A 25,267-nucleotide genomic window follows, 5' to 3' on the forward strand; every position below is an offset into this window, starting at 1 on the left:
TTGAAGGCGTTGAAAACAGCTGATGAAGTCAGCTGTTTTGATGCCGGATTAATAAAACGAATGACTCTAGCTAAAAGGAAAAACATGCGACTTCACCTCGGTTCACTCGCTGCCGCGAGCGCGCTTTTTGCACTATCGATGCCGGCGCTGGCCGCGGAGCATTCGCTCGGCAAGCCTCTGGTCACGGACGGGCTGATCATTCATCCGGTGTATCTCCAAGCCGTGGATATGGCGCCCGTGGTGCCCGGTCTGAACAGCAGCCAGGCCGATGTGCATCTGGAAGCGGATATCCATGCGGGCGCGCATGAAAAGCACGGTTTCGACCCCGGGGCCTGGATTCCCTATCTCACCGTCAGTTACGAGCTCACGAAAAAAGGCAGCGATTGGTCGACCGTGGGCACGATGATCCCCATGACGGCCAACGATGGGCCGCACTACGGTTCCAACGTTAAACTCGATGGGCCGGGCAAGTACACGGCGCATTTCAAGATCCTGCCACCGCCATACCAGGGATTTTTCCGGCACACCACGCGCGATACCGGTGTGCCCAAATGGTGGTCGCCGATCACGCACACCTGGCAGTTCACCTATGTCGGCGTGGGCAAGAAAGGCGGGTACTGAGGTAAACGCCGTCCCGTGACGGCCTGCGTCAGGACGGGCGCAGGCCGTTTGCAAACCGGGGGCGGGGCGTCGTTCGGCGGCGGGCGTGGTGTACCCGGCAGTGTTATCGTCGCGTTAAAGTTCCCGCTGGCGCTTCGGCGCGTTTGTCGATAAGCGGCTGCTTGGCTATTTACAAAGCTCAGTCAAACACTTGACGATGCCAGCACTTGCGCAGCTGAAGCAGTAGTGCCTGAATCTTCGTTCTTGTTTACGCCCATTTGCGTGGATTTGCTGACAAAACAATGCGCGTGCTTATTCGGTCAGCCGGGCGTATTGAATCCATCACCCGTCGTGACTGGGCTTGTATCGATTAAGTATCGATAGCCGTTGGCATTACCCGCGATCCTCACCGATTTGAATCGAGTCGTACGGGGCCCGAGCCCGAATGAGCGACCCCATGAAAATTCACATCAGGTCGCTCATCCGGGTTCATCACGGCATTCTTTTACTGGCTTTGCTGCGGATTCGATTTGAGTACCGCCAGCGTGACGGTGACTGTCTTCTTCTTGCCGTGGTGCAGAATCACGAGCTTGATATGGGCACCCGCGGATTTGCTCAACACAATTTTCTGCAGCGTCTGTGCATTTTCAATCGTATGACCGTTTGCCTTGATGATGATATCGCCACCGACAGGCAGTTTATGCCCCGCTACATTCATCGTGTATTGCGCACCCTGCAGTCCCGCCTTATCGGCCGGGCTGCCCGGCTTGACTTTGGCCACCATTGCGCCGTGATCGGGCAGATTCAGTTGCTGGCGCGCGTCCTTCGGATACTTGTTCAGCGGTATGATGGCCACGCCCATCATCGCCTTCTTGATGAATTTGCCGGCTTTGAGCGCGGAAAGGTTCTGTTTGACGAGATTACTGGGGATCGCGAAACCGACGCCGATGAATGTTCCGTGAGGTGCCAGAATTTCGTCGTTGATGCCGATGACCTGACCCTGTGAATTGAGCAGAGGTCCACCGGAGTTGCCCGGATTGATGGCGGCGTCGGTCTGAATATATTCAATGGGTATGCCGCTTACGGCCGCTGCCTGCTTACGGTTGACTGCCGATACGATGCCCTGAGTCACCGTCGACTGGAGCAGGAAGGGGTTGCCGATCGCGATCGCCGTCTCGCCGACCTTTATGTTGTCCGAGTCGGCAAGCGGGATGGGCTTGGCATCAGCCGGAAGCTGGTCTGGCTTTTTCAGCTGTAACAAGGCCAGATCGTGGGACTGATCCACACCGACAACTTTGGCGGGCGCGGCTTTCTTGCCCGGGAACTTGATGGTGACCGAAGCACCGTCGGCGAGTTTGGTCGACATCCCATGCAGGGCGGCAGCCACCACGTGATAGTTGGTCAGGATCTGGCCTTTCTGGTCGACGACAAAGCCGCTGCCGGCGGCTCGTTCTGTTCCCTTGTGCGAAGGTATCTGGCCTTGCCCGAATTGCTTGAGGAACCGACGCATTTCCGGCGGCAGGTTTTGCATCGGGTTGACTTGTTTGCCATGCACCGTGACCCGGATTGCCACCACACTGCTTTTGTATTTCTGGACGATGTTGACGGTGTTCTGCTCACCGGGCTGCAGCTTTGAGTCGCCGTTATTCGTGGCTGCGGCGCTGTTTACTTGTGCGGTGGCTGTCGTTGCCACGACGCACAGAAGTAGAAGGTATCCGGCCAATGCGTGCGCGATACGTTGCATGCTCATGATTCTCCTAGACTAAGTTTTGGCGATCCCGTAACAGCCGAAGCGGTTTATACCGGGGCCGATTTCCCTGTCATGGCTACCATATTCGACGCCATGATGCACGTTTGCCGTCATCGGCAAGGCGCAGCTGTCTTGAGCTGACGCTCGGTGGACAGGTGATCCAGCGCTTCGCGCTTTCACTGCGTAATCCGGTTCCAATGCACCGCGAACGGCTGCGCCAACGCCGCAATCGTCGCGTTGTCCTCGATCGCGGCGCGTGCCGCACGCCCCCTGGATTTCGGCGAATAGTTCCTGCGTTTACCCATATCATCGGCGCCTCTTGTCGGGCTGACTCTCCCTTATGCGCCTGTCCAAATTCCGGAGACCGTTTCAGGAGTGGTTGGCACCGGAAGGCTGAGCAACATGGGCCCGGCAGGCCGGCCATGACCGCGGTCGACGATCCGATTACAGAAATCGGGCCGTAAGATTCAGTGGCGATTGGCGACTTATCAAGTAGAGCGGCGGCTGAGTCGCTCGCGCGCTGCGCGCGTCATGGCTTTTCTAAATATCACAGAGGTTGTTATGTCAAATCACGTCATCGCTTTGAAACGGGTATTCGCGCTTTTGCTCGTTGCGGGCTTTCTATTCAGTGCATCGAGCTTTGCGGCGACGAATTTCGTCCAGGCGCAGTCGTCCCATTCCTTCAACTCGACCGTGTCCCAGCTCAAGCACGCCATCTCCGGCAACGGCATGATGGTTATGGGCCATATCAATCAGGCGAACGTATTGAAGATGACCGGCCTGCATCTGAAAGGCGCGGAGAGTTTTCTGGTGGGCAACCCGAAGGTCGGCAAGAAACTGTTCAAGATGTCGCCTGCCGCCGGCGCGGTATTGCCGCTGCGGATGTACGTCTGGGAAAACGGCGGCCAGACCTACGTCGGTTACTTCCAGCCCTCGGATCTGCTGACGGCTGTCGACAGCCAGTTTCGTAAACCCGGACAGATGATGGACAAGAAGTTCCACATGATTCTCAAGGGCGCCACGCAATAGGGTGTCGGTTGAGGGTGGCGGGACTGCGCTGGACCGCGGTCTCGCCACCCCGCACACGATCCATGAGACACGCATTGGCCAAGCCCTCATCGGGCAGGAGCAAAACATGACTCACACCTCGGAACCGTCGAGCGTCGGGGAGCTGGTCGGCATCGCGATCGTGCTCGCGGCCGCCTCGGTGTCGCCTTTGATGTTCGTGGCAACTGCCGCCGGTTACTCGAGTATGAACTGGCTCGGCCTGCACGCGCTGCTGCCCGCGGTTATCGCGGTCTTCCTTGTCTGGGTGTTGGCAATCACCCGCGGATGGGCGCGCCTGGCCCGTGGCGTGCCCACGGCGCTGGTTGCGGGTGTGCTGGCCACGGTCGGTCTCGAAATCGTGCGGCTCATCGGCTTTCGACTGTTTGATGCCATGCCGGGCTCGATGCCCGAGCTGATGGGGGTCAAGCTGCTCGATCAGTTCATGTCCGGGCCCGATGCGCTGTCGAATCTGGCGGGCTGGGGCGACCATTTCTGGAATGGCGCCAGCTTCGCCATGATCTATATTCTCATCCTTGGACGTCGAGCATGGTGGATCGGCACGCTCTATGCGCTGGGCATTGGCACGATTTTCATGCTCAGCCCCGTGATGTCGGGGATCGGGGCCGGACTTTTCGGACAGCAATACGCGCCGATTGCTTTTCCGCTGACCGTCTATATTGCCCATATCACCTTCGGCACCGTGCTGGGTATCACGGTCAGCCGCTCCCATGTGATGCGCGCCACTTTGTTGACCTATCTGATGGATCTCATGAGCAGGTCGTCGGCAGGTCAGGTCGAGCGCTGATATGGCGAGTGATTGCGGTGATCTCTATGCGACCGACGTACCGGCACCGCCATTTTGGCCAGGATAACGCGTTGCCGACGATCGCCTTTCTGCCCCAGGGCAGATACAGCATCAATTTTCAGGCCGGCGATTGGGTGATCGGTTGGCAGATGCGCGATATGCGCAAACAGCCGGTCGCTTATGATGCCTATGCGGGCTGAACGCATGGCATGGCATGTGGTTCGGGCGGTCACGCCCGAGCCCCGGTATCTGGATGCCGGGCGAATGGGCCTGTCGCGCGCGCTCAAGGTATTCATGGTTGAGAAAAGTTTCGCGGTCGTGCCGTTTTGCCGATATTAATCCGGCATCAAAACAGCTGACTTCACCAGCTGTTTTTAACGCCTTCAAAAATAAAAGCGGGCGCCTGTCCGTCTTTTATTTTCAAAGGCTTTGCGGTCAATGGCCGCAGCGAGCATGCGGTCGCATACTGGCGCTATTAAGCCGAAAAATCATCTATTTTTGTGCCGGGTGAATAACACAGCCCGGATGTCGTGGTAACGCGCGGCAGTCGTGTCGATCCGACGCTATCGCTATGACATATAGATCGGGCCGGCACAGGCCGCAGGTTGGAAACGATGCCGCTCGCAGCATGGCGCGCGATCTTCATTCGTGATCCCATATCCGCCGATCCAACACGTCCATTGCTTGGGCGCGCCGAAGATCCTCGGGCCGGTCCATATCCCACAGCGCGGGTTGCTCCGCCCAGCCCAGCCCGGCTGCCGCGAGCCGGGCGCGGGTTTGTGTCATCACCTGGTCGGTACTCCAGGGGATGTCGCCAAAGACGGCATCGAGGACGGCTTGCTGGCGCTCGGGCCGGGCTTTGAGGCCGACCAACACGTAGCCGCCGTCTTCGACCGGGATGAAGACCGTGTCCGTCCGGTCCTCGTCGAGCGCCGTGGCGGCGCCGCGCAGGTCATCCGCGGACAGAACCGGACAATCGCAACCGACCAGCAATACGCGGTCGTGTGCCGTCAACAACGTGGCCAGGGTCGAGCGCATTCTTGCCCCCAGATCGTCGCCGCGCTGGGCGTGCATCGACGGCACGAAGGCATCGCGAAACGGGCGCAGTGTCGGGTGCCCCGGGTCGCCCGCCACCCACAGGGAAACCTGCTCGCCGGCGACATCCCGGGCCACGGTCAGCGTATTCCAGAGCATGGCGCGCTGGAGTTCCGCGGCTGTTTCGGCGCCCACGCTCGGGATCAGCCGGGTTTTCACCTGGCCCGGTATGAGCGGCTTGGCGAAGACGGCGATGTGTAGATCGGGGGCGGGTTTCATCGGGGTCCAATACGGCGATATTCAGCGGGTCTTGTCATACCCTTGGCCATACCAACGGGCGAGTCGGGCGGGCGATACGCCGCAGACGTAGGCCAGTCGCAGCGTCCACATGAGAATGATGGTGCGTAGTGCGCCGTTTTCGTCCCAGCGGCGGCCGGCGGTCGTCACGCGCTGGTGCAGGCAGGCCGGGCGCGAGAGGGTCTTGAGGCGGCGGGAGAGCGCGATGTCTTCCATCAACACCTGCGGCGTAAAGCCGCCGACGCGATCGTAGGCGCGTCGCGTGACGAAAATCGCCTGGTCGCCGGTGGCGATGCCGGTCAGCCGCGAGCGCCGATTCATCGCCCAGGCGATGACCGGCAGCAGGGCGGCGCGGCCCTCGATGCGCACGTCGAATCGCCCCCAGACATGGCGGCCGTCGGCCAGGGCGTCATGAATGCGGGTGTCGGCGTCGTCGGACAGCCGGGTATCGGCATGCAGGAACAACAGCACATCCGCGCCGGCGGCCCGGGCACCGGCATTCATTTGCACGGCGCGGCCACGGGCGGACCTCAGGGTCCGGTCGGCCAGCGGGGCGGCCTGCGCGAGCGTGTCGTCGGCGCTGCCGCCGTCGACCACGATCACTTCGGCGCCCCGCCGGCGCAGCCCGGCAAGCGATTGCAGGGCGGCCGCGATGCCGGCCGCCTCGTCGAGAGCCGGCACGATGATGGACAGGCTCGGGCGCTCGCTCATCGCTCGGCATCGGCGGCGCGTTCGCTATCGACCCCGCCGCGGCGCCAGGCATGAAAGCGTTCCAGCCAGGCCAGGATGCGCGCGGGCGCATGGGCCCGTTTCCATTCGCCGGCGGCGTACTTGTTGGCCTCGATCAGGGTGGGGTAGGCGTGGATGGTGCCGAGAATCTTGTTCAGGCCCAGGCCGTGCCGCATGGCGGTGACGAATTCGCCGATCAGCTCGCCGGCGTTCTCGCCGACGATGGTCGCGCCCAGGATTTTGTCCTTGCCGGGGACCGTCAGCACCTTGACGAAGCCCCGCGCTTGGCCTTCGGTGATCGCGCGATCAAGTTCGCCGAGGTCGTAGCGGGTGACTTCGAAGGCGATACCGTCCTCTTCGGCCTGGGTTTCGTTGCGCCCGACATGGGCGATCTCGGGATCGGTGAAGGTCACCCAGGGGATGACCGAATAGTCGGCCTTGAACCGGCGGATGCCGAGGAAAAGCGCATTGACCGAGGCATACCAGGCCTGATGGGCCGCGGCATGGGTGAACTGGTACGGGCCGGCGACATCGCCGCAGGCGAGGATATTGGGGTAGCGGGTCTGCAGGAATTCGTTCACCGCGAGCGTGCGGGTCGGTGCGATTTCGATCCCCAGTTCCTCCAAGCCGAAGCCGGCCGTGTTCGGCGTGCGGCCCACCGCGACCAGAATGCGGTCGAAGGCGAATGCGACGTCCTCGCCCTGATGCTCGCAGATCAGCACGTTCTCGCCGTCGCGGCGCTCGACGGCTTTGGCCTTGTGCTCGGTACGCACGTTGATGCCCTCGGCGGCGAAGCGCTCGGCCAGGTGGGCTGAGACGTCCGGGTCTTCGCGCGCCAGCAAGCGAGGCGTCATCTCGACCTGGGTCACCTGGCTGCCGAAGCGGGCGAAGGCCTGGCTGAGCTCGCAGCCGATATTGCCGCCGCCGAGCACGAGCAGGCGCTCGGGCAGCTCGCGCAGGCCCCAGACCGTGTCCGAAGTGAGATAGTCGATGGTATCCAGACCCGGAATGGGCGGCACCATCGGGCGGGCGCCGGTGGCGATCACGATACTGCGCGTGGTCAGCTCGCGCCCGTCGACCTCGACCGTGTAAGGCGAGGTGATACGGGCCTCGCCCTCGATCGTGTCCACGCCGAGGCCGCGATAGCGCTCGACGGAGTCGTGCGGGGCGATTTCGGCGATCACGCGCTGGATGCGGGCCATGACCTCGGCGAAATCGACGCGTACGTTGTCGGCGTGGACGCCGAACTCGGTGCCGCGCCGCATCAGGGCGGCGACGCGCGCCGAGCGGATCATGGCCTTCGAGGGCACGCAGCCGTAGTTCAGGCAATCGCCGCCCATGCGGTGCTTTTCGATCAGGGTGACCTTCGCCCGCACGGCGGCGGCGATATAGGCGGTGACCAGCCCGGCCGAACCGGCGCCGATGACGACCAGGTTGCGATCGAAACGGCGCGGTTTCGGGTGGCCGCGCAGGGCCTTGCGGGCCTGTACCCGGTCGATGATGCGGCGCGCGACGAGCGGGAATACGCCGAGCAGCACGAAGGCGACCAGCAGCCCGGGCGACAGCACGTCCGACAGGGTGTTGATCGCGGCGATCCGCGTGCCGGCATAGACGAAGACCAGCGTGCCGGCGAGCATGCCGAGCTGGCTGACGATATAGAAGGTCGCCAGCCGTATCGGCGTCAGCCCCATGACCAGGTTGATCACGAAGAACGGAAACACCGGCACAAGGCGCAGTGTGAACAGGTAGAACGCCCCGTCCCTGGCGATGCCGCGGTTGATCGCATCGAGGCGTTGGCCGTATTTCTTCTGCACCCAGTCGCGCAGGATGAACCGGGCGGTGAGAAACGCCAGGGTGGCGCCGATCGAGGAGGCGAAGGACACCAGCAGCGTGCCCCAGAGCATGCCGAACAAGGCGCCTGCGATCAGCGTCATGACCGCCGCACCCGGCAGCGACAGCGCGGTGACCGCCACATAGATCAAAAAGAACACGGCGCCCGCGAGCATCGGGCGTGCAGCCACGACCGACTGAAGGCGGCCCTGCTGCGCCTTGAAATAGCCCAGATCGAGATACTGGCCGAGATCGAACACGAAGAAGGCGGCAACGGCCGCGCAAACCAGTACGAGCAGCGCGATTCTCGATTTGTTCATGGCGGGCGCCTTCGCGGTGTGGGGCTAATGGGCCGTGAAACGAATGTTGCGATACTCGGCCCGCCCCGAACGGCCGCTGTTGTCGCAGTCGGTCATCAGCGCCACGCCGTCGATCTGGTTCAGCTCAAGACCGTAGAAGCGCTTGAAATCGGCGCGGACATTGCGCGATTCGGCCACCCAGGCGCCCGGATCGGCCGGCGGCCCGGACTGAACGGCCACCATCATCGCCTTGTCGGTGAAAGCGTTCGGCCAGTGTGCGCCGCGCGGCTCGCTGTTGGCCCAGACATAGTTGACCGCGCGCGTGCGCCAGAGCATGACCCCGCCGTCGTGGATCACGTAAACCCGGGCCGCATAGTCGTCGCCGGCGCGCGTGGTCCCGTCCAGCCCTGGGTAGATGTGGTCCACGCGCCATTCCCAGCGCAGTATCGGCGTTCGTCGCAGATCCACCTTGCGGCGCAGTGCGATCGCCGAAGCGCTGGCGTCGCAGGTCGCCTCGAGCGCTCGCGCGTCGCCGTGTCCGACGAGGCGATAATGCGTCTCACCCTTGAAGGATTTATGTTCCCAGGCCGCCAGGCTTCCGGGGGCGAAGCGCCCGATCATGACGGTGGGCGCCGCAGCGGCCGGCGTTGCGGGAAGCACTGCCAGCACCGATCCAAGCACGCCGAGAACCGTCCGAAGATGTTTAGCGGTCCGATGCCAGGCATGGGTGACGGGCCTGTTGCCTCGCCATGCGCCGGTCGACAAACCGGCCTGTGGCCGAGCCGGCCCGCCCGCGGTCATCGCCTGCCCCGCGCCGGGGCGAAGCGTCGATTCAGATCGTCGATGATGTCGGCGGACTCATAGAGCCAGTCGCCTCCGGCCGGATCGTCGATATGAAGACAGGGCACGGTCGGTCGGCCGCCACCGGCGAGCAGCGCCCGGTGGGCGGCCGGGTCGGTGTGGATATCCCGCAGGGTGACGGGAATATTGAGACGGTGCACGGCTCGTCGCACCCGCTGGCAATAGGGGCAGGAGCGGAAGTGATACAGCGTCAGCTGCCCGGCCGCCTGATCCGCCGCATGCTGTTCTTCGGCGGATCGCCGAACCTGCGTCACGCTGCGGGCGGGATGGACCAGGTCGAGGGCTTTCTGAAACCAGACGTGCATGAGGATTCCCCGCGATGATGTGGTCGGCGGTTATTGCCGGGACGGGCAGGGGACGGCGCCGAACGAGCAGAAAACACAGCAGTCGCCCGGCTTCGGCTTGAGCACGCGACCGCAGGCGGGGCACTGGTAAAAGAACTGGCAGCTGTCGGTGGGCATGGTTTCGGTCTCGCGATGACCGCATTCCGGACACGTGAGGGTGGATTCCAGTTTGACTGCGGGTTTCATGGCTTGGCTCCAGAAGTGATGACGTTCGGATGACGTGGCGACGTCCGCAGTTGTTGCAAACAGCGCGTGCGACGACATCGCCGCCAGGGGCGCGGGCGATCCGGGCGCGCTAGCCGGGTCAGGCCGCACCGCTCAGCGCGCCGCCGCAACTGCTGCCCTGGCCGGCGGTGCAGCCGTAGCAGTGATCGGCGACCCGGATCGGCGTGTTGGCCAGATCGGTATCGAGCAGGTCGCGCAGGTGGGTGGCGCCTTCGGCCGCGGCGCCCAGCGGCATCTCCAGCATCTGGTTGAAGTCGCAGTCGTAGACATGGCCGCGCCAGTCCACGCTGACAAGATCCCGGCACATGACGTCGGCCAGATTGTCCGGGCGATAGGCATTCTTGAGTAGCGTCATGTAGTCGCCGAACTGATGTTTCGACAACAGAATGCTGCCGAAGCGCTTGATCGGCATGTTGGCGAGCGTGAACAGGCGGTTGAACTCAATGCCGTGTTCGTCACGCAGGTGCTGCCGGTAGTCTGCCTCCAGCGCCTGCTGCGGCGGCGGCAGCTGCGGGCCGGCGGGGTTGTAGACCAGGTTGAGCGTCAGGCCGCTGCCGGGCTGGCCGTAGCCGAGTCCGTTGAGCGTCTTGAGGGCGGTGATGCTGCGCTGGAACACGGATTTGCCGCGCTGACGGTCGACCGTTTCCTCGGTATAGCAGGGCAGGGAGGCGATCACCTCGACCTGCTGTGCAGCCAGAAAATCGGCAACCCATTCATAGCCGGGTTCGTTGAGAATAGTCGGGTTGCAGCGATCCATGACATGCACGCCCATGGCCCGCGCGCTGCGCACCAGGTCGCGAAAGTGCGGGTTCATTTCCGGCGAGCCGCCGGTTACGTCCAGCGTCCGGATGCGGTGGGCGCGCAGAAACGCGATCGCGACCTCGATGGTGTCGCGGTCCATCAACTCGGTTCGCTTCGGGCCGGCCGCCACATGGCAGTGGGTGCAGGCGATATTGCACAAATAGCCGAGATTCATCTGCAGCGTCTGCAACGGTCGGCGCCGGATAGCCGGGAAGTCGGTCGCGGTCAGCCGGGGTTTGCTCTCATGCATGGCTCGGTTTCATCCTCCTCGCTGCGGTGGCCGCGACATCCCGCCGGCGGCGGGCGGTAAAACGGCCTTTGCACATGGGTCGTCCGGCAACCGGGAAACTTACACGCATGAACGGGGCCGGCGCAGCGGTGGTGGTTGGGAACGCCGACACGATCAGCCGTTCTGGTCCTGGATGAGTAGTGATTCCAGCGGCCGGGCACGTGCTTCGGGGCCCCGGATCGACCACAGCAGCATGGACAGTCCGCCCAACGCATAGGAGGCGGTCATGAGTCCGAATGCCGCTTTGGCCGATATCTGCGTGGCCACTGTCACCAGCAGCGGTGGCGCAATGGCCGCGCCGATGCGCCCGACGGCCACGGAAAAACCGATGCCGGATGCCCGCATGCCGGTGGGAAACAGCTCGGCGAAGGTGGGGTAGGCGGCGACCCAGCTGCCGGTGGCGCAGAGATTGGCGAGGGTGAATGCGGCGAGCACACCCGCCGCCGTCCCCGCCACCGTGGCCAACCCCATGCCGAACATGGCCAGTGCGGCCAGCAGATAAAAGCCGGTGACGGTGCGCTTGCGTCCGAGGCCGTCGAGCCCGAACGCGGCCAGCAAGCCGCCCGCCGCGGCGCCGACGTTGCCGATGATGAAAAACCAGGGGGTATCGGCGTCGGGCAGTTGCAGTTCTGGCAGCACCACCAGCGGCAGCATGGCGAACAGGCCGTAGTAGCCGAAGGCTTCGAAGAAATCGAGCGCGCTGCCCAGCGCCAGCCGTGCCGGATAGCGACGGGCCAGAACCGCGACCTGTTGCCGAAATCGCTCCGGGCGCGGGCCCGGCGATGGCCGCGATGGCAGGGCCGCCGCAAAGGTTCGGGTGTCGGCGGCCAGCCGCTCGGAGATCGCTTGCGCTTCCCGCCAGCGGCCCTTGCCGGCCAGCCAGCGCGGCGATTCCGGCAGGACCCGCCTCGCCCAGAGGGTGAACAGCGCAATCACCGCGCCCAGGGCGAAGGCCACCCGCCAGCCGACCGCGGCGGGCATCAGGCTGATGAAATAAAGGGTAATGAAGCTGGCCAGGATGGCGCCCAGCGGCCAGAAATTCATCACGATCGCGCTGGCTCTGCCGCGGTAGCGGGCCGGGATCAGTTCGCCGATGGCGGCATTGACCGCGGAGTATTCGGCGCCAACGCCCAGCGCGGTGAGAAAGCGGAAGGCCAGAAACCAGTAGTAGCCGGGCGAGAGCGCCGAGATGACGGTGAATACGGAGTACAGCAGCAACGTGCCGACAAACAGCTTTCGGCGGCCATAGCGGTCGGCGAAATAGCCGAACAGCGCGGCGCCGATCATGATGCCGATCAACCATACCGAGACCAGCAGCGATGTCTGGGTCGCCGTGACATGCCAGAGATTCTTGAGTATGCCCAGGATGTTGCCGACGATGTTGACCTCGAACGCATCGAGCATCCAGCCGATGCCGAGTGCCACGGTGATACGGGTATGCACGGGACGCCAGCGCAGCCCATCCAGGCGGCGACCGACGTCGTCACCGGCGCTGGCGGCGGTCGGGGCCCCGGTCCTGGATCGCTCGGCCATTTTAGTTCACTCCATTTTGCTTGAGAGCCGCGCGAACAGCGGCCGGCCCCTGTGGCCCGGGATTGGCTTCGTGCCGGCGCCGGTTTCAACCTCTGCTTGTGAGGGGGCGCGACCCGTGGTCACGCGGCCGTTTGATCGCCTTTCCCGGATGAGTCGTCCGGCGACGACGAAACTTACACGGGCGGGCGCGGGGTTTCGTCGCGCAGCCGCTGGCGGATGCGCGAGCGCGCGGCTGCCGGCAGTCCGGGGGTGGCGGTGTCGGCGGACCGGAGCAGCCGGAACGCCTGCTGCATCCAGTTCAGCTGACGCGCATAGCGGCGGCAGTTTCGGCACATCAGCAGATGCAGTTTGATCTGGCGCTGCCTTGTTTCGGCGTCCGGTGCGTCCAGTTCCCGCGACAGCTCAGCCGCCACTTCGCGGCATGTTGGAAGCCCCATCATCGAACACGCTCCGCCATGAAACCACTCTTTTCCAGGCACCGCCGCAACCGCAGCCGGGCCCGGTGCAACAATACATAAAGATTGTTCGGTGTCACCCCCATCTGCGCGCTGGCCGCGTCGGCATCGAGGCCGTGCAGTTCGCGCATGACGAAGGAGTCGCGCTGCGCCTCGGGCACCCCGTCCAGACAACGCCCCAGCGCGGTGATGAAGGCCTCGCGCTGGAGCTGTTGCAGCGGTTCGTCCGCCCAGGTGGCCGGCGGCTCGCGCCAGCGACCGTCGGGCCGGAACAGCTGTGCTTCCACGTCGTCGGCACGGGGCTCCCGGGCACGAGCCGAGCGCGCGCGCCGGCGTATCTCGTCGATGCACTTGTGCTTGAGGATGCCGATCAGCCAGGTGCGCTCGCTGGAATCGGCCCGAAAGCTGTCTTGCTGGCGTAGTGCCGCGAGCAGGGTGTCCTGCACCAGATCCTCGGCGCTCGCGCGGTCGAACACACGGGCCAGGGCGAAGGCATAGAGCGCATCGCCGTGGCGTTGCAGCCAGTACTCTGCGGCGGACGGCGTGGAATCGCTGCTCGGGCGCATGGCGTCACTCATCAACGGATACCGGCGGAATGGGGTTCGCCCGCGGCTGTTGCAACCGCCGTGCGTAAGATTCGTTCGGCCGTTGACGACTCATTGCTTGCGCGAAGCACGACGCAGACCTTTCCGGATAATCGATGTGAGCACGACCTTGTGGGCCCCTGGCTGGTATTGGCCGCTTATGCGGTACTGATCTGGAGCATGACACCACGCGCGACCAGCGCGGCACAATTTTTCGGTGGGGGATCGGCGCGCGGTGTGCCACCCGGCGCCTGGTTTCTTGGCGTAAGCGCGGCGATGAGCTGGGTCATGGCCAAAAGCGTATACAACGCCATGGGCCTGTCGGCCAGCTACGGCGTGATCGGCGGCATCGCTTACGGTTCGTACTGGTTGAGCTTCATCGTCGTCGGCGCCGCGGTCTATTTCATGCGCACCCGCGGCGGGTATACCTCGCTGCCGCAGTTTCTGCGCTCCCGATATGGGGCGACCGCCGCCAGGATCTTCATGATCGTGATCGCCATTCGCCTGTTCAACGAGGTGTGGTCGAACACCAAGGTGACGTCGCAGTTCTTCGGCCCCGAGGGCAGCCCGTCGTACTGGACGGCGGCGATCGTGATGACTGCGTTCACCGCCTACTACAGCCTGCGCGGCGGCTTGCGATCGAGCATTCTCACCGATGCCATGCAGACGTTTCTGCTCGCGGTATTGTTGGTCGCGACACTGGCCGTGCTCATCCCCGGGTTTGCCGAACACGGTTTCCCGACCGTGAGCAACGGCGGTGTCACGCCGACCATGCAGGCCGGCGGCCTGACTTTTCTGGCGCTCGCGCTGGTGCAGTGCCTGAGCTACGGTTTTCATGATCCGGTGCTCACGGATCGTGCTTTTCTCAGCCGGCCGGCCAGCATGATGCGCGCCTTTGTCATTGCCGCGATCCTGGGCGGCCTGCTGATCGCCTTGTTCAGCCTGGCCGGGGTCTATGCGCTGGCAGCCGGCGTGCCGGGTAATGCGCCGGTCGCCGTGGCCGTGCCGGCCGCGATCGGCCTCTGGATGGCTTTGTTGTTCAACGCCGTGATGCTGACCAGTGCCGGGTCGACCCTGGATTCGACGTTCAGCTCGAGCGCGAAGTTCGTCTCTCGCGACTGGCCGCACCGTACGGGCGAATGCACCGAGGCCCAGGTGCGCCGCGGTCGCTGGGCCATGGCCCTCATCGCGACCCTCGGCAATCTGCCGCTCCTGAGCCTCTACATCAAAGGCGTCGGGCCGGCCGTGATTGCGGCGACCACGATCAGCGGCACGGCCATCATGGGCCTGGCGCCGATCTTTCTGCTGGCCTGGCTGCCGCGGGTCGGGCCCTGGAGTTTCTACTTCGCGATCTGGCCCGGCCTGGCGATCGGCGTGCTCAAGGCCGTGGATGTCTTCAGCGGCATCACGGTGTTCCCGTCGTTTGTCGATATCGGCACGGGCACCTATGCCGAGGATCTCGGCATCAACGTCTGGGGCCTGGCGATATGCACCGCCGGTTTCCTGTGCGGGACGGTGTTGGAAAGCCGCCGCAGCGTGGCGGCCCGGCCGGCAGCGATGATGGTCGGGGGCCGGTAGCGAATCCGGGCCACGGCGGGGCACCGTGTCGCCCCGGCCGGGCCCGCTAACGCCGCCCGGCGCGGGGACCGATGGCCCCGGACGCGTCGCGACCCGGGCGGGGGCCGTTCGCTTTATCCGGCCTTGTGCCATTCGAACTTCTGAAACGGCTTGTCCACCGGCGTTTCGGCCAGGTGGTTTACGTAGTTGCTCATGGTCTTCTGCGCGACACCGAGCACCACCTCCAGAACCTGGCGCTTGGTATAGCCGGCATCGAGGAAACGTTGCACCACATCCTCGCCGACGCGACCGCGCTCACGCACCACGCTGAGCGTGAAGTCGCGCAGCGCTTCCAGTTTGGCCGTGGGCAGGGCGGTTTCGTTGCGTAGCGCCTCGGTGATGTCGTCGTCCACCTTCATCTGCTTGGCAATGCCCGTGTGCGCCGGCACACAGTAGTGACACGCGTGTTCCACGTTGATGCTCTGCCAGACCACGGTCTGTTCGTCGGCATCGAAGCTGGTCTCGGTGAATAGCTGATGCAGCTGCTGATATCCCGCCAGCAGACCGGGCGCTTCGGCCATCACCGCATGCAGATTCGGAATCATCCCGAATCCATCCAGCGAGTTCTGGAGCAGGGGTTGGCTGGCCTCGGGGGCGGTGGTCTTGTCGTGCAGTGTGAAGTCGCTCATGGCCGATCCTTTTCGGGTTGATGCGTTCCCGGCCTCGCGCTTTTCCTGTCGAGGCCGGCCAGTGGTTGAAACCATACTCGTAATTGAGTGATCACTCAAGTTAAGATTTGCGCCAGATTTCTTGCCACGTAGGCTCCGTGAACGAGCCCGGAATGACGCCATGCCAAGACAACGGCTGTATGACCGCGAGCAGAGTCTCGACAAGGCGGTAAACCTGTTCTGGCAACAGGGCTTTCACGCCACGTCGCTCAAGGATCTGGAGCACGCCCTCGATATGCGGCCCGGCAGTATTTACGCGGCGTTTGGAAGCAAGCAGGCGCTGTTCGAAGCGGCGCTGGACCGCTATGCGGCCCTCGGAATCGAGGATCTGGAAAAACAGCGGGCGTGCTACGCCTCGCCGATCGACGGGCTCGCCGCCTACGTACGTGCGCTCGGGGCGTTACGCGAGCCCACGGTACCCAGCCGGGCCTGTCTACTGGTCAAGAGTCTGCTCGAACTCGGCGACCGGGCGTCGCTCGCCGGAAACAAGGCCGATCACTGGCTGGCGGCCATGGAACAGCAGTTTGTCGAAGCGTTTCGCACCGCACAGATGCGCGGCGAACTGGGGCCGGAGCAGGATCCGACGCGGCTCGGGCGACGCCTGCAGGCCGAGGTCATGGGCTTGCGTTCCTATGCCCAGCGTGCAGTCGCGAGTTCCGCCGTCCAACAACTGGCCGACGACATCGCCGACTCGATCGTCGCGTATCGCCGGCGGCCGAGCTGATCGCCCGGAATCGACATGCGATGCGGTGGGTAGCCGCCACCCATGGGTGACGGCCGGCGCCGGGCTCGGCCTGATCCAACTTCGTGCCCCGCTATATTCATTCGTCATTGATACGGGTGGCCACCCTGCATTGCGGGGTTTCTTGACATCCTCTGCCTCCGGCGACATATTTCAGTCGTACAACTAAAGGCGATGGAGTTCGCCTTGAATTGCCTCATATCCGAGGCTGATGACTCCTATTCAATCCACGTGTTGGAGGTAGGAGTGTTGTCGTCCCTGCTAGGCGCTCGCGTATTGGCGCCCCTCGCTTTTGTGCTACGCCTGTTCTCGGCCAGGATCGATCCGGCTCCGCGGCTGTTCGATCGACTGGCGAGGGCCTATCCCGATATTGCGCTGACCCGGCTATCGCCGTCGCTGAACCGCTTGCGTTCAAGCGACTCGGGACCGGGCGCCCGATGGGCTGCCGGCCATTCATTCCCCGCGATGCCGGTCGTCCCTGAGCGCTGCGGAGTGATCGCTCGATGAGCCCGTCGGAATCCTACGATCTCGATCACTCGGAATACGAACCCGAAAGACATCACTCTCAAGGCCAGACCATCGAGTCTGAGGATGGCGCGGAATACGAGCAGGACAAGACAATGCCGATCATTTATTCGATTCTCGCGATCGCTGCCGGTGCAGCCATTGGCGCGAATATACGCTGGTTGCTGGGCATCGCCCTCAACGCTTATCTGCCGGATCTGCCGCCCGGTACATTGGCGGCGAATCTGCTCGGTGCCTTTCTGATCGGTTTGGCGATCGCGACCTTCACGGCCATCCCAGAGCTATCGTCGTTCTGGCGCTTGTTCGTGGTCACCGGTTTTCTCGGTGCGCTCACTACTTTCTCGACGTTTTCGGCTGAAATATTCAGCGAGCTACAGGCCGGTCGCTTTATCTGGGGCTTTGCCGGCATCGTTGTTCACGTCTTCGGCTCGCTGTGCATGGTGGGGCTTGGTATGGCCTCGTTTGTGCTTCTGCGCCAACTTCTGGGAGGTGGGCGATGAAAGGATTCGAAGTCATCTTCATGGCGCCGCGATCACGCCGTCATCACGGTAAGCCGGTGCTCGACGCGGTCGCCGGCATCGCCAAATCGCATGACATCAAACGCCATACGCGCCGCGTGGATGCCGAGGGTACGGGCGCCAGCGGGCATACCCATTCCGCACACTTCTTCGAGCTGGCCGATGAGCCGGAGGAGCTGATGTTCGTGCTCGACGGCGACAAGGCCGATGAACTCATGCGTGCCGTGGAAGAGGAGAAGCTACACGTGTTCTGCATACGCCGAACCATCGAGTACTGGGAGTTCGGCCACTGAGCTATAGAGCGCGTGCCGGTGATGGCCGGCCGCGCGATCCGTTGGTCGCGTAGTGGGCGTGTGATCCGCGACGCGAAGGCGATGGAGTTCGCCTGGAACCGCTCCGCTCGGCCGGGGCTGATGACTCCTGATCCGTTCCTTTAATGGAGATAGGAGTCATGGCATTACGTATCAGAAACCTGGGAAACCGTCTGTCACAGTGGCGTGATCGAGCGACGCGCTGGCTGGTTCCCGAGCAGCCCGAACAAGCGGCGCTGCAACCCATCCCGGTTCGTTCCACAGCGGCACGACGCGTACGTCGGCGAGGCGGCCGGCGATGAACGCAGATGCTGAAATCAATGGGGTCGCAACGGTCTATCTCATGCGCCACGGCCGCACCGCGCACAACGTATCCGATCGTCTGCGCGGGCGTAGCGATCTCGAACTGGATGATGCCGGGCGCGCCCAGGCCGAGGCTTTGGGCGCGCTGTTTGCCGAGGTCAACCTTTCCCGCGTTCTGGCGAGCCCGTTAAAGCGGGCGGTCCATACGGCCGAGCCGGTGGCCCGTGCCGTCGGCCTGCGTGTGGAACCCGTCGAGGGGCTCAACGACCGGGATTATGGCGAATGGACCGGGGTCGAGCGCTCCGAAGTCATTGATCGCTATGGATCGATCGAGTCCGCGCCGGGCGTGGAAAGCTGGGAGGCGCTGAGTGCGCGGGTGACACAGGCCTTCGATGACCTCGTGGCCGAGTCCGTTGGTGCGACGATCGCCATCGTCGGTCACGACGCAAGCAATCGCGCGTTGCTTGCGACGCTCGCGCCAGATCTGGCGTCCAACCCTGAAGATATCCCGCAGTCCACCGGCTGCTGGAATTGTCTGCAGCGTGATACGGGCGGATGGACCGTGACCGTGCTCGATGCCACCCCGGGCGATGGGCGATATCCGTGATCGAAGTGGCCCGGCGGCCGGCAGGCCGGCCGCCGGTTTGCGGCGCTCCGACGGCGCCCGATTGCACGAGACGGCCACTGAACGACAAGGGAAACGAAACCCATGAATCTGCGTCGCGTGATGCTCGATGTCGATAAGGCACGCAGCCGCCCCGATATGACGGAAATCGCCGCGGCCATCGAGGCCGCGCCCGGTGTCGAAGCCGTCAATATCACCGTGACCGAGATCGATGTCGAAACCGTCGGCATGGAGGTCACGGTCATCGGGGAGCGTATCGATTACGTCGCACTGGTCGATGCGATCAATGGTACCGGGGCCGTCGTGCACAGCACCGATGAATTGGTGGCGGGCGATCGGATCGTTGAACGTGTTCCGCGATCAAGATGAAGCAACGGCACCGTCGTTTGCTGTTGCCCGTCGCACTCGGTCTATCCGACGGCATCCTGAATGCTTTGATGCTGGCCGCCAATCGCCTGCATGGCCATACCGAACCGATGACGCTATCGCTGTCGGTGCGCATCGCGGTCGCGACCGCCGTAGCCAGCATCTTCATGCTGTTCGTTGCCGAGTACACCCAGCTTCGCCAGGAGCTCGAACACGCCGATATGCAACTCAACGTGCTGGCACCGGGGCGTATGGCGACGTCGCGCCAGGGTCGGGCCGTGGCCCGCGAAGCGGGGCTGGTGGCCTCGATCGCCGGCGTTTGTGCGTTCGTGGGTTCCGGCGCGCCCTTGCTTGTGGCCGCGGTGCTGGATGCCAGCGGTCTATGGGCACTGGCCATGGCGGTGATTGGTCTCGGCTTGCTGGGCGCTCTGGTCGCCCGGGCCGTGCACGGCAGCGGGCTGATCTGGACGGTCGTGATGATGCTCGGCGGCGGTGCGGTGAGCGTGCTCGGCATTTATCTGCATATCGTGTGACGCATACGCCAAACGAAATATTCAATCCGCTTCTCAAGGACGACTCATGACGACAACGATTGAAGACCTCAAGGCCCGCGAAATTCTCGATTCGCGCGGACAGCCGACCATTGAGGTGATCTGCACGACGAACCACGGCCATACCACGACGGCCAGCGTTCCGGCCGGCGCCTCCACGGGAGGCCACGAAGCCGCCGAGTTGCGCGACAACGATCCCGAGCGCTTCGACGGTCGCGGTGTGCTCGGCGCGGTCGGGGCCGTCCAGGACGAAATCCGGGAGGCATTGATCGGCATGTCGGTTGCCGAGCAGCGCGCGATCGATGATCGGCTTGTGGCGCTGGACGGCACGGATAACAAGTCGCGCCTCGGCGCCAACGCCATTCTGGGCGTGTCGATGGCCGTGGCACGGGCCGGGGCGAGGGCAGCCGAGGTGCCGCTATACCGCCATCTGGGCGGCGAGGACTGTCACCGATTGCCGATTCCATCGTTCAACGTCCTCAATGGTGGCGCGCACGCCGCCTGGCAGGGGGCCGATTTCCAGGAATACATGGCGATGCCGCATGGGGCGGCCAGCTTTGCCGAGGCGCTGCGCTGGGCGACCGATATCTATCGCCAACTCAAGGCCATGCTGAAAGAGCAGGGCATCGGTACCGGCGTGGGCGACGAAGGCGGGTTCGCGCCGGCGGTTCAATCCAACCGGCAGCCGCTGGACTGGTTGCTCGGCGCGATCGAAAACGCCGGCTTGCGACCGGGCCGGGACGTGTCGCTGGCCTTCGACGCGGCCGCCAGCGAACTCCGTCCAGAGCATCATTATGAACTGGCGGCGGAAGAGCGGTCACTGACCGCGGACGAACTGATCGAATACTACGAGGATTTGGCCGCGGACTACCCGATCCGGCTGCTGGAAGACGGTTTGCACGAGGATGACTGGGCGGGTTGGCAGCGACTCAAGCGCCAGCTCGGCGATCGGCTGACTCTGGTCGGCGACGATATCTTCGTCACCCAATCGACCTATATCGAACGCGGCATCCACTTGCAATGCGCCAACGCGGTGCTGATCAAGCTCAACCAGGTCGGCACTGTTTCCGAAACCTGTGATGCCGTCGCGCTGGCCCACGGCGCCGGCTGGGAGACGATGGTCTCGCATCGCAGCGGCGAAACGACGGACGATTTCATAGCCGATCTCGCCGTGGCCGTCGGTTCGCGCTATATCAAGTCCGGCGCACCGGCGCGAGGCGAGCGGGTCGCCAAATACAACCGTCTGATGGCGATCGAGGCCGAGCTCGGCGCGCGTGCGACCTTCGCCGGAGGTGATGAGCAATGACCGCGTCGTCGGGCGGATCTTCGCATGAGTCGGCTGCAGTGTTCGTCAGTCTGCTGTTCGAAAATGCCGTAGCCGCCAATGATTGTCGCGACGATGTTCCGGAGGGTTTCAGCGATCTCAATCTCGATCAGGTCGTGGCCGCCATCGTCGGCGAGCAGGATCAGTACGGGCTGACACCGTTGTTCTATACGCCGGCGCCGAACGTCGACACGGTGTCCAAACGGCATGCCGTGTTCCGGGATCTCGAGAATGACGCGATCCGCCGCGCGGCCCAGGCGTTTACCGACGGCGTCGGCCGGGTACACGAATGCCGGGCCCATATCGACAAGGCGCATCATCGGCATGAAAAGATCCGCTGGCTGGTGGATTCGGCGGCGCGCTATTGTGCCGTCGTAACGGATTTCGCGTCGGCCCTGACCGATGCGCGCCTCGAGTCGGCCGGCTTCGTCGATCTTTCGAGCTGGCTCGGCGCCTATGTGGCTTCGGACGACTTCCGCACGCTGGCTGAAACCACCGAAGCGCGTCTCGCCGATGTCGACAGTATTCGTTATGACGTGCTGATTCGCGGGCCACGCATCGAGGTGAGCCGTTTTGGTGACGAGCCCGATTACGGTGAGGTCATCGCGGCGACGTTCGAGCGTTTCCGCCACGGCGATGCCAAGGAACGCCACCAGACATTCCCCGAGTCGGTCGTGTTGAACACGGTCGAGACGCGTGTGCTGGAGCAGGTCACGCAACTGTTCCCTGAAATCTTCGAGCGTTTTGAAACCTTCTATCAAACGCATGCCGATTATATCGACGACGTCGTGGCACGGATTGATCGCGAACTGCAGTTCTGTCTGCATTATCGACGCTATATCGCGTCGCTCGAAAAAGCCGGGCTGGCGTTCTGCTACCCGGATATCGTCGGCCCCGACGAGGCGATCATCGCGCAACAGACATTCGACCTGGCCTTGGCCAAGCAGTTGGTCGCGCATGACGAGCCGGTGGTGACCAACGACTTCGAGTTGACGCCGCCCGAGCGGATCATTCTGGTCTCCGGACCGAACCAGGGCGGCAAGACCACGTTTGCGCGGATGTTCGGCCAATTGCATTGGCTGGCGCGGCTGGGTTGCCCGGTGCCGGGGGGCAGCGCCCGGCTGATGTTCTGGAGCGGTCTGTTCGCGCATTTCGAGCGCGCCGAGGATATCCGCAACCTGCGGGGCAAGCTGGAAGACGACTTGGTGCGGGTGCACGCCATACTCGAACGCGTCGATCGCGAAAGCATCGTGATCATGAACGAAATCTTCAGTTCCACGACCACCGACGACGCCCGCTATCTCGGCGAGCGGATCCTCAGATCGCTCATCGAGGCTGGCGCCGCTGGCGTCTGCGTGACCTTCATCGACGACCTGGCCACGCTCGATGAGGCCATCGTGAGCATGGCCAGCACCGTGGACGCCGACGATCCGGCCATCCGCACGTTCCAGATCCAACGCAAGGCGCCCGATGGGCGGGCGTACGCGCGCTCGCTCGCCGAGAAGCATCGGCTTACCCGAGAGGCATTGGAGGCACGGCTATGAAAGTCTTTCTGATGCACCCCGAGCAGGATTTCGATCCCGACGCGCCCCGTCCGGCGCTGGCCGACGAACTCGTCCAGGATCTCGAACTCGACACGCTCTTCGATGCCATGGCGGCGGGTGACGATTTCCTGCGCCCGGTGGTCGAGGCTGGCCTCTTGAATAGCGTAATGGACGCCGAGGTGATCCGTTATCGCCAGCAGGTGTTGCTCGACTGCGGACAGTGTCGTTCGGTGATCGAGCGTCTCTATGAGCTTGCCGTCGACGCTATCGACGAGGAACGCAAGCAGTTTCATTTCAGCATCGATCGTGCCTCGGTATTGTTACATCGCGCGGTCGAGACCATGGCCATGTTCCACGACCGGCTCCGGCAACTCCGCCAGATCGCCGAACAACGGGCGCAGGCTTTCGAGTCACCCGCGTTTGTGCGCTTCTTCAAGATGCTCCGCGATGAACTCTCGGACGATTATCTGGCCGAAATCGCGGCGCACCTCAAGGAACTGAAGTTCGAGCACGGGATCCTGCTCAGCGCGAGACTCGGGGCCGGCAACAAAGGGGTTGGCTTCGTGTTGCGGGAACTGCCCGAACGGCGGCGGGGGCGTTTGCGGCGCCTCGTCTACCGCCAGCCGGAAACTTATGCATTCGAAATCCACCCGCGTGACCAGGCCGGCATTCGCGCGCTCGAAGAGCTCCGCAATCGCGGCCTCGATGTGGCAGCGAACGCGCTGGGGCAGGCCTCCGATCATGTGCTCGCATTCTTCAAACAGTTGCGGACTGAACTGGCTTTTTATCGCGGGGCGCTGAACCTACTGGACGCATTGCAAGACCATGGCATGCCAACCTGCTATCCCGAGCCCAGGACCGACGACACGCCACAACGCGTGGCCCAAGGGCTCTATGACCCCAGCCTTTGTTTGACCGCCAATCGAGCCGTGGTCGGCAACGATATCGCGGCCGACGGTTACGATCTCGTTTTTGTCACCGGCGCGAATCAGGGCGGCAAATCGACGTTTCTTCGCAGCCTCGGGCTGGCGCAGTTGCTGATGCAGGCTGGCCTGTTCGTGCCCGCGGAAAGATTTGCCGCCAATATCTGTAGCGGCGTGTTCACGCACTACAAGCGTGAGGAAGACGCCAGCATGGCCAGCGGCAAGTTCGAGGAAGAACTGCTGCGCATGGACGAGATCGTGACACATATCCAGCCCGGCAGCCTGATTTTGTTCAACGAGTCGTTCGCGGCGACCAACGAACGCGAAGGCGCCGAGATCGCCGCCGAGATCGTGGATGTGCTGCTCGAAAAACAGATGAAAGTGGTATTCGTGACCCACTTCTACGAACTCGCACTGGCTTTCTCGGAATCCGAGCGCACGGATGTTCTGTTTCTGGAAGCCGAACGATCCGAGGATGGCTCCCGCACGCACCGTATCCGGCCCGGGCGGCCGTCGCGAACGGCCTACGGCCGGGATATCTATGCGCGCATATTCGCCGATCATGATGCCAAGATGAGCGAACGGGAGGTGAGTCGGGAACCCGAGGAGGCCGGCGCCTCGCTGATCGACAGCGATTGACAGGGTTCGACGAATAGCGCAATAGTAAAAGCGACTGAACGCATAGGCGATGGAGTTCGCCTCGAACCGCCGACATCGGCTGATGACTCCTATCTGATCGCAAGATAGGTGCATCCGATGCTGGAATATGCTTCGTCAATCGACGAGACCATCGTGGCTGATGGCAGCGCAAGGAGCGCTGGGTGAGTCTGCCTGATGTGGTCTCGCAAATCGGCCAGGTGCTCGCGGCGTTGCTGCTCTCGCCATTGCTCGAGGGGTTCATTCTCCGGGGCAAGGAGCGCGTCCAGCGTGCGACCGGTCCGTCGCTGATCCAGCCGTATCGCGATCTATGGAAGCTGTTCCATAAGGAACTGGTCGTCCCCGAATCGGCTTCGTTTGTCTATCTGATCACGCCGATCGTCGCGTTCGCGGCCATGTGCATCGTGCCGATGCTGATTCCGGTGCTCACCGACTTCCCGCTACCGCAGTCCGACATGGGCGATATTCTGGGCGGCGGCATGGTGCTGTCGATCGGCTCGTTCATGTTGATGATGTCGGGGCTGGATACCGGTAGCGCCTATGGCGGCATCGGCTCGAGCCGCTCGGCCATGCTCGGCATCCTGTCGGAACCCACGCTGATCCTGGTGCTGGCGGGTGTGGCGCTGTTGGCGCATACGATGTTGCCGTTTCCGGTCAATCATCTGCTGGCCGGCCATTGGCCGGTGTTCTTCAGCCCGGCGCATATCTTCATTGTCTGTGCGTTCTTCGTGCTGCTGCTGGTCGAAACCGACCGCCTGCCGATCCACTCCAGCACCGATATCGAGATCTACATGATCGGCGCGGCGCGCACGTTGGAATACTCGGGCCCGCTGATGGCCTTCGCGCGCTGGGCCTCGATGATGAAGCAATTCATCCTCTACACCATTTTCTGCAACGTGCTCACGCTGCCCTGGGGGTTGTCGCACGTCGGCACGCTCGTCGGCGAAGCGGGGGCGGTGGGCGCGATCGCGATCAAGTTCGGTGTAGTGGCCTTGGCGGTCATCGTGGTCGAGACGGCGCAGGCCCGGTTGCGTTTCTTCCGTTACCAGGAACCGCTGGCGGCGTCCTTTCTACTGGCGGTGCTCGGCATCGTCGCGCAGCAGTTTTAG

The 25,267-nt window shown here is 63.4% G+C and carries 28 protein-coding genes and 3 riboswitches; of the genes, 15 read left to right on the forward strand and 13 right to left on the reverse strand.

The features are described 5' to 3' along the window. Nucleotides 1-621, forward strand: a 621-nt coding sequence (locus ACS8Y6_RS16875) for an iron transporter (RefSeq protein WP_440856098.1), incomplete at its 5' end; no start/stop codon positions are given. Between the two features lie 484 nt (nucleotides 622-1,105). Here the strand turns inward: ACS8Y6_RS16875 and ACS8Y6_RS16880 are convergent. Both ACS8Y6_RS16880 and ACS8Y6_RS16885 read right to left on the reverse strand, forming a co-directional pair. Continuing rightward, a complete protein-coding gene (locus tag ACS8Y6_RS16880) occupies nucleotides 1,106-2,350 on the reverse strand; it encodes a S1C family serine protease (protein WP_440856099.1) in 1,245 nt (414 codons plus the stop codon). A gap of 176 nt (nucleotides 2,351-2,526) precedes the next feature. Next, nucleotides 2,527-2,655 (reverse strand): hypothetical protein, encoded by a 129-nt coding sequence (locus tag ACS8Y6_RS16885; RefSeq protein WP_440856100.1) that lies wholly within the window; start codon nucleotides 2,653-2,655, stop codon nucleotides 2,527-2,529. Nucleotides 2,656-2,911: 256 nt separating this feature from the next. Here ACS8Y6_RS16885 and ACS8Y6_RS16890 point away from each other — a divergent pair, with 256 nt between their 5' ends. The 3 genes from ACS8Y6_RS16890 to ACS8Y6_RS16900 are packed head-to-tail and all read left to right on the forward strand — an operon-like array spanning nucleotide 2,912 to nucleotide 4,402. Continuing rightward, entirely contained in the window at nucleotides 2,912-3,379 is a 468-nt protein-coding gene (locus tag ACS8Y6_RS16890) for a DUF302 domain-containing protein (RefSeq protein ID WP_440849105.1), read from the forward strand. 1 nt (nucleotide 3,380) lies between these two features. Continuing rightward, the gene (locus ACS8Y6_RS16895) at nucleotides 3,381-4,202 is read left to right on the forward strand and encodes a hypothetical protein (protein ID WP_440856101.1); all 822 of its coding nucleotides are present in this window, start codon (nucleotides 3,381-3,383) and stop codon (nucleotides 4,200-4,202) included. A gap of 8 nt (nucleotides 4,203-4,210) precedes the next feature. Further along, on the forward strand, nucleotides 4,211-4,402 hold the full coding sequence (locus ACS8Y6_RS16900) for a hypothetical protein (RefSeq protein ID WP_440856102.1): 192 nt from the start codon (nucleotides 4,211-4,213) through the stop codon (nucleotides 4,400-4,402). A 442-nt stretch (nucleotides 4,403-4,844) separates the two neighbouring features. Here ACS8Y6_RS16900 and ACS8Y6_RS16905 read toward each other — a convergent pair whose 3' ends face one another. The 10 genes from ACS8Y6_RS16905 to ACS8Y6_RS16950 form a co-directional block, all read right to left on the reverse strand. Beyond that, nucleotides 4,845-5,516: a TIGR04282 family arsenosugar biosynthesis glycosyltransferase gene (locus ACS8Y6_RS16905; RefSeq protein ID WP_440856103.1), complete on the reverse strand. Its 672-nt coding sequence runs from the start codon at nucleotides 5,514-5,516 to the stop codon at nucleotides 4,845-4,847. A 21-nt stretch (nucleotides 5,517-5,537) separates the two neighbouring features. Further along, nucleotides 5,538-6,245, reverse strand: coding sequence for a TIGR04283 family arsenosugar biosynthesis glycosyltransferase (locus ACS8Y6_RS16910; protein ID WP_440856104.1), 708 nt, complete (start codon nucleotides 6,243-6,245; stop codon nucleotides 5,538-5,540). After that, a complete protein-coding gene (locus ACS8Y6_RS16915) occupies nucleotides 6,242-8,413 on the reverse strand; it encodes an FAD-dependent oxidoreductase (protein ID WP_440856105.1) in 2,172 nt (723 codons plus the stop codon). Before ACS8Y6_RS16915 ends, ACS8Y6_RS16910 begins: the two co-directional genes overlap by 4 nt. Nucleotides 8,414-8,437: 24 nt before the next feature. Then, a complete protein-coding gene (locus tag ACS8Y6_RS16920; protein ID WP_440856106.1) occupies nucleotides 8,438-9,013 on the reverse strand; it encodes a DUF3047 domain-containing protein in 576 nt (191 codons plus the stop codon). Between the two features lie 176 nt (nucleotides 9,014-9,189). Continuing rightward, nucleotides 9,190-9,558, reverse strand: a complete 369-nt coding sequence (locus tag ACS8Y6_RS16925) for a glutaredoxin family protein (protein ID WP_440856107.1) — start codon at nucleotides 9,556-9,558, stop codon at nucleotides 9,190-9,192. 30 nt (nucleotides 9,559-9,588) lie between these two features. After that, nucleotides 9,589-9,783, reverse strand: coding sequence for a GDCCVxC domain-containing (seleno)protein (locus ACS8Y6_RS16930; RefSeq protein ID WP_440856108.1), 195 nt, complete (start codon nucleotides 9,781-9,783; stop codon nucleotides 9,589-9,591). A gap of 118 nt (nucleotides 9,784-9,901) precedes the next feature. Then, entirely contained in the window at nucleotides 9,902-10,873 is a 972-nt protein-coding gene (gene arsS, locus ACS8Y6_RS16935; protein ID WP_440856109.1) for an arsenosugar biosynthesis radical SAM (seleno)protein ArsS, read from the reverse strand. A 153-nt stretch (nucleotides 10,874-11,026) separates the two neighbouring features. Continuing rightward, nucleotides 11,027-12,445, reverse strand: a complete 1,419-nt coding sequence (locus ACS8Y6_RS16940; protein WP_440856110.1) for an MFS transporter — start codon at nucleotides 12,443-12,445, stop codon at nucleotides 11,027-11,029. Between the two features lie 173 nt (nucleotides 12,446-12,618). Beyond that, nucleotides 12,619-12,858, reverse strand: a complete 240-nt coding sequence (locus ACS8Y6_RS16945) for a hypothetical protein (RefSeq protein WP_440856111.1) — start codon at nucleotides 12,856-12,858, stop codon at nucleotides 12,619-12,621. 23 nt (nucleotides 12,859-12,881) lie between these two features. Continuing rightward, the gene (locus tag ACS8Y6_RS16950) at nucleotides 12,882-13,478 is read right to left on the reverse strand and encodes a sigma-70 family RNA polymerase sigma factor (RefSeq protein ID WP_440856112.1); all 597 of its coding nucleotides are present in this window, start codon (nucleotides 13,476-13,478) and stop codon (nucleotides 12,882-12,884) included. Between the two features lie 186 nt (nucleotides 13,479-13,664). On the opposite strand from ACS8Y6_RS16950, the gene ACS8Y6_RS16955 reads away from it, so the two are divergent. After that, on the forward strand, nucleotides 13,665-15,062 hold the full coding sequence (locus ACS8Y6_RS16955) for a sodium:solute symporter family transporter (RefSeq protein ID WP_440856133.1): 1,398 nt from the start codon (nucleotides 13,665-13,667) through the stop codon (nucleotides 15,060-15,062). Nucleotides 15,063-15,175: 113 nt separating this feature from the next. Here ACS8Y6_RS16955 and ACS8Y6_RS16960 read toward each other — a convergent pair whose 3' ends face one another. Next, nucleotides 15,176-15,730, reverse strand: coding sequence for a carboxymuconolactone decarboxylase family protein (locus ACS8Y6_RS16960; protein WP_440856113.1), 555 nt, complete (start codon nucleotides 15,728-15,730; stop codon nucleotides 15,176-15,178). Nucleotides 15,731-15,890: 160 nt separating this feature from the next. On the opposite strand from ACS8Y6_RS16960, the gene ACS8Y6_RS16965 reads away from it, so the two are divergent. The 10 genes from ACS8Y6_RS16965 (at nucleotide 15,891) to ACS8Y6_RS17010 (ending at nucleotide 25,267) form a co-directional block, all read left to right on the forward strand. After that, complete coding sequence (locus ACS8Y6_RS16965) at nucleotides 15,891-16,493, forward strand: TetR/AcrR family transcriptional regulator (RefSeq protein ID WP_440849119.1); 603 nt, start codon at nucleotides 15,891-15,893, stop codon at nucleotides 16,491-16,493. Between the two features lie 179 nt (nucleotides 16,494-16,672). Continuing rightward, nucleotides 16,673-16,739, forward strand: a riboswitch (Fluoride riboswitch). Between the two features lie 392 nt (nucleotides 16,740-17,131). Next, nucleotides 17,132-17,536, forward strand: coding sequence for a fluoride efflux transporter CrcB (crcB, locus tag ACS8Y6_RS16970; protein WP_440856134.1), 405 nt, complete (start codon nucleotides 17,132-17,134; stop codon nucleotides 17,534-17,536). Continuing rightward, the gene (locus tag ACS8Y6_RS16975) at nucleotides 17,533-17,847 is read left to right on the forward strand and encodes a DUF190 domain-containing protein (protein ID WP_440849121.1); all 315 of its coding nucleotides are present in this window, start codon (nucleotides 17,533-17,535) and stop codon (nucleotides 17,845-17,847) included. Before crcB ends, ACS8Y6_RS16975 begins: the two co-directional genes overlap by 4 nt. A gap of 68 nt (nucleotides 17,848-17,915) precedes the next feature. Beyond that, nucleotides 17,916-17,984: riboswitch (Fluoride riboswitch) on the forward strand. Nucleotides 17,985-18,163: 179 nt separating this feature from the next. Continuing rightward, nucleotides 18,164-18,775 carry a histidine phosphatase family protein gene (locus tag ACS8Y6_RS16980; protein WP_440856114.1) on the forward strand — a complete coding sequence of 204 codons (612 nt, stop codon included), beginning with the start codon at nucleotides 18,164-18,166 and terminating at the stop codon, nucleotides 18,773-18,775. Between the two features lie 102 nt (nucleotides 18,776-18,877). Beyond that, entirely contained in the window at nucleotides 18,878-19,162 is a 285-nt protein-coding gene (locus ACS8Y6_RS16985) for a DUF211 domain-containing protein (RefSeq protein WP_440849123.1), read from the forward strand. After that, nucleotides 19,159-19,692: a hypothetical protein gene (locus tag ACS8Y6_RS16990; protein WP_440849124.1), complete on the forward strand. Its 534-nt coding sequence runs from the start codon at nucleotides 19,159-19,161 to the stop codon at nucleotides 19,690-19,692. The genes ACS8Y6_RS16985 and ACS8Y6_RS16990 overlap by 4 nt, the downstream gene beginning before the upstream one ends. Nucleotides 19,693-19,738: 46 nt before the next feature. Next, nucleotides 19,739-21,016 (forward strand): phosphopyruvate hydratase, encoded by a 1,278-nt coding sequence (gene eno / locus ACS8Y6_RS16995; RefSeq protein WP_440849125.1) that lies wholly within the window; start codon nucleotides 19,739-19,741, stop codon nucleotides 21,014-21,016. Continuing rightward, nucleotides 21,013-22,578 carry a MutS-related protein gene (locus tag ACS8Y6_RS17000; protein WP_440856115.1) on the forward strand — a complete coding sequence of 522 codons (1,566 nt, stop codon included), beginning with the start codon at nucleotides 21,013-21,015 and terminating at the stop codon, nucleotides 22,576-22,578. The genes eno and ACS8Y6_RS17000 overlap by 4 nt, the downstream gene beginning before the upstream one ends. Next, nucleotides 22,575-24,140: a MutS-related protein gene (locus ACS8Y6_RS17005; protein ID WP_440856116.1), complete on the forward strand. Its 1,566-nt coding sequence runs from the start codon at nucleotides 22,575-22,577 to the stop codon at nucleotides 24,138-24,140. The genes ACS8Y6_RS17000 and ACS8Y6_RS17005 overlap by 4 nt, the downstream gene beginning before the upstream one ends. Nucleotides 24,141-24,176: 36 nt before the next feature. Further along, a riboswitch (Fluoride riboswitch) is annotated at nucleotides 24,177-24,239 on the forward strand. 83 nt (nucleotides 24,240-24,322) lie between these two features. Next, nucleotides 24,323-25,267 carry a respiratory chain complex I subunit 1 family protein gene (locus tag ACS8Y6_RS17010; protein ID WP_440849128.1) on the forward strand — a complete coding sequence of 315 codons (945 nt, stop codon included), beginning with the start codon at nucleotides 24,323-24,325 and terminating at the stop codon, nucleotides 25,265-25,267.

The organism is Salinisphaera sp. RV14 (genome assembly GCF_052044135.1).
In the GTDB taxonomy this organism is placed as follows: domain Bacteria; phylum Pseudomonadota; class Gammaproteobacteria; order Nevskiales; family Salinisphaeraceae; genus Salinisphaera.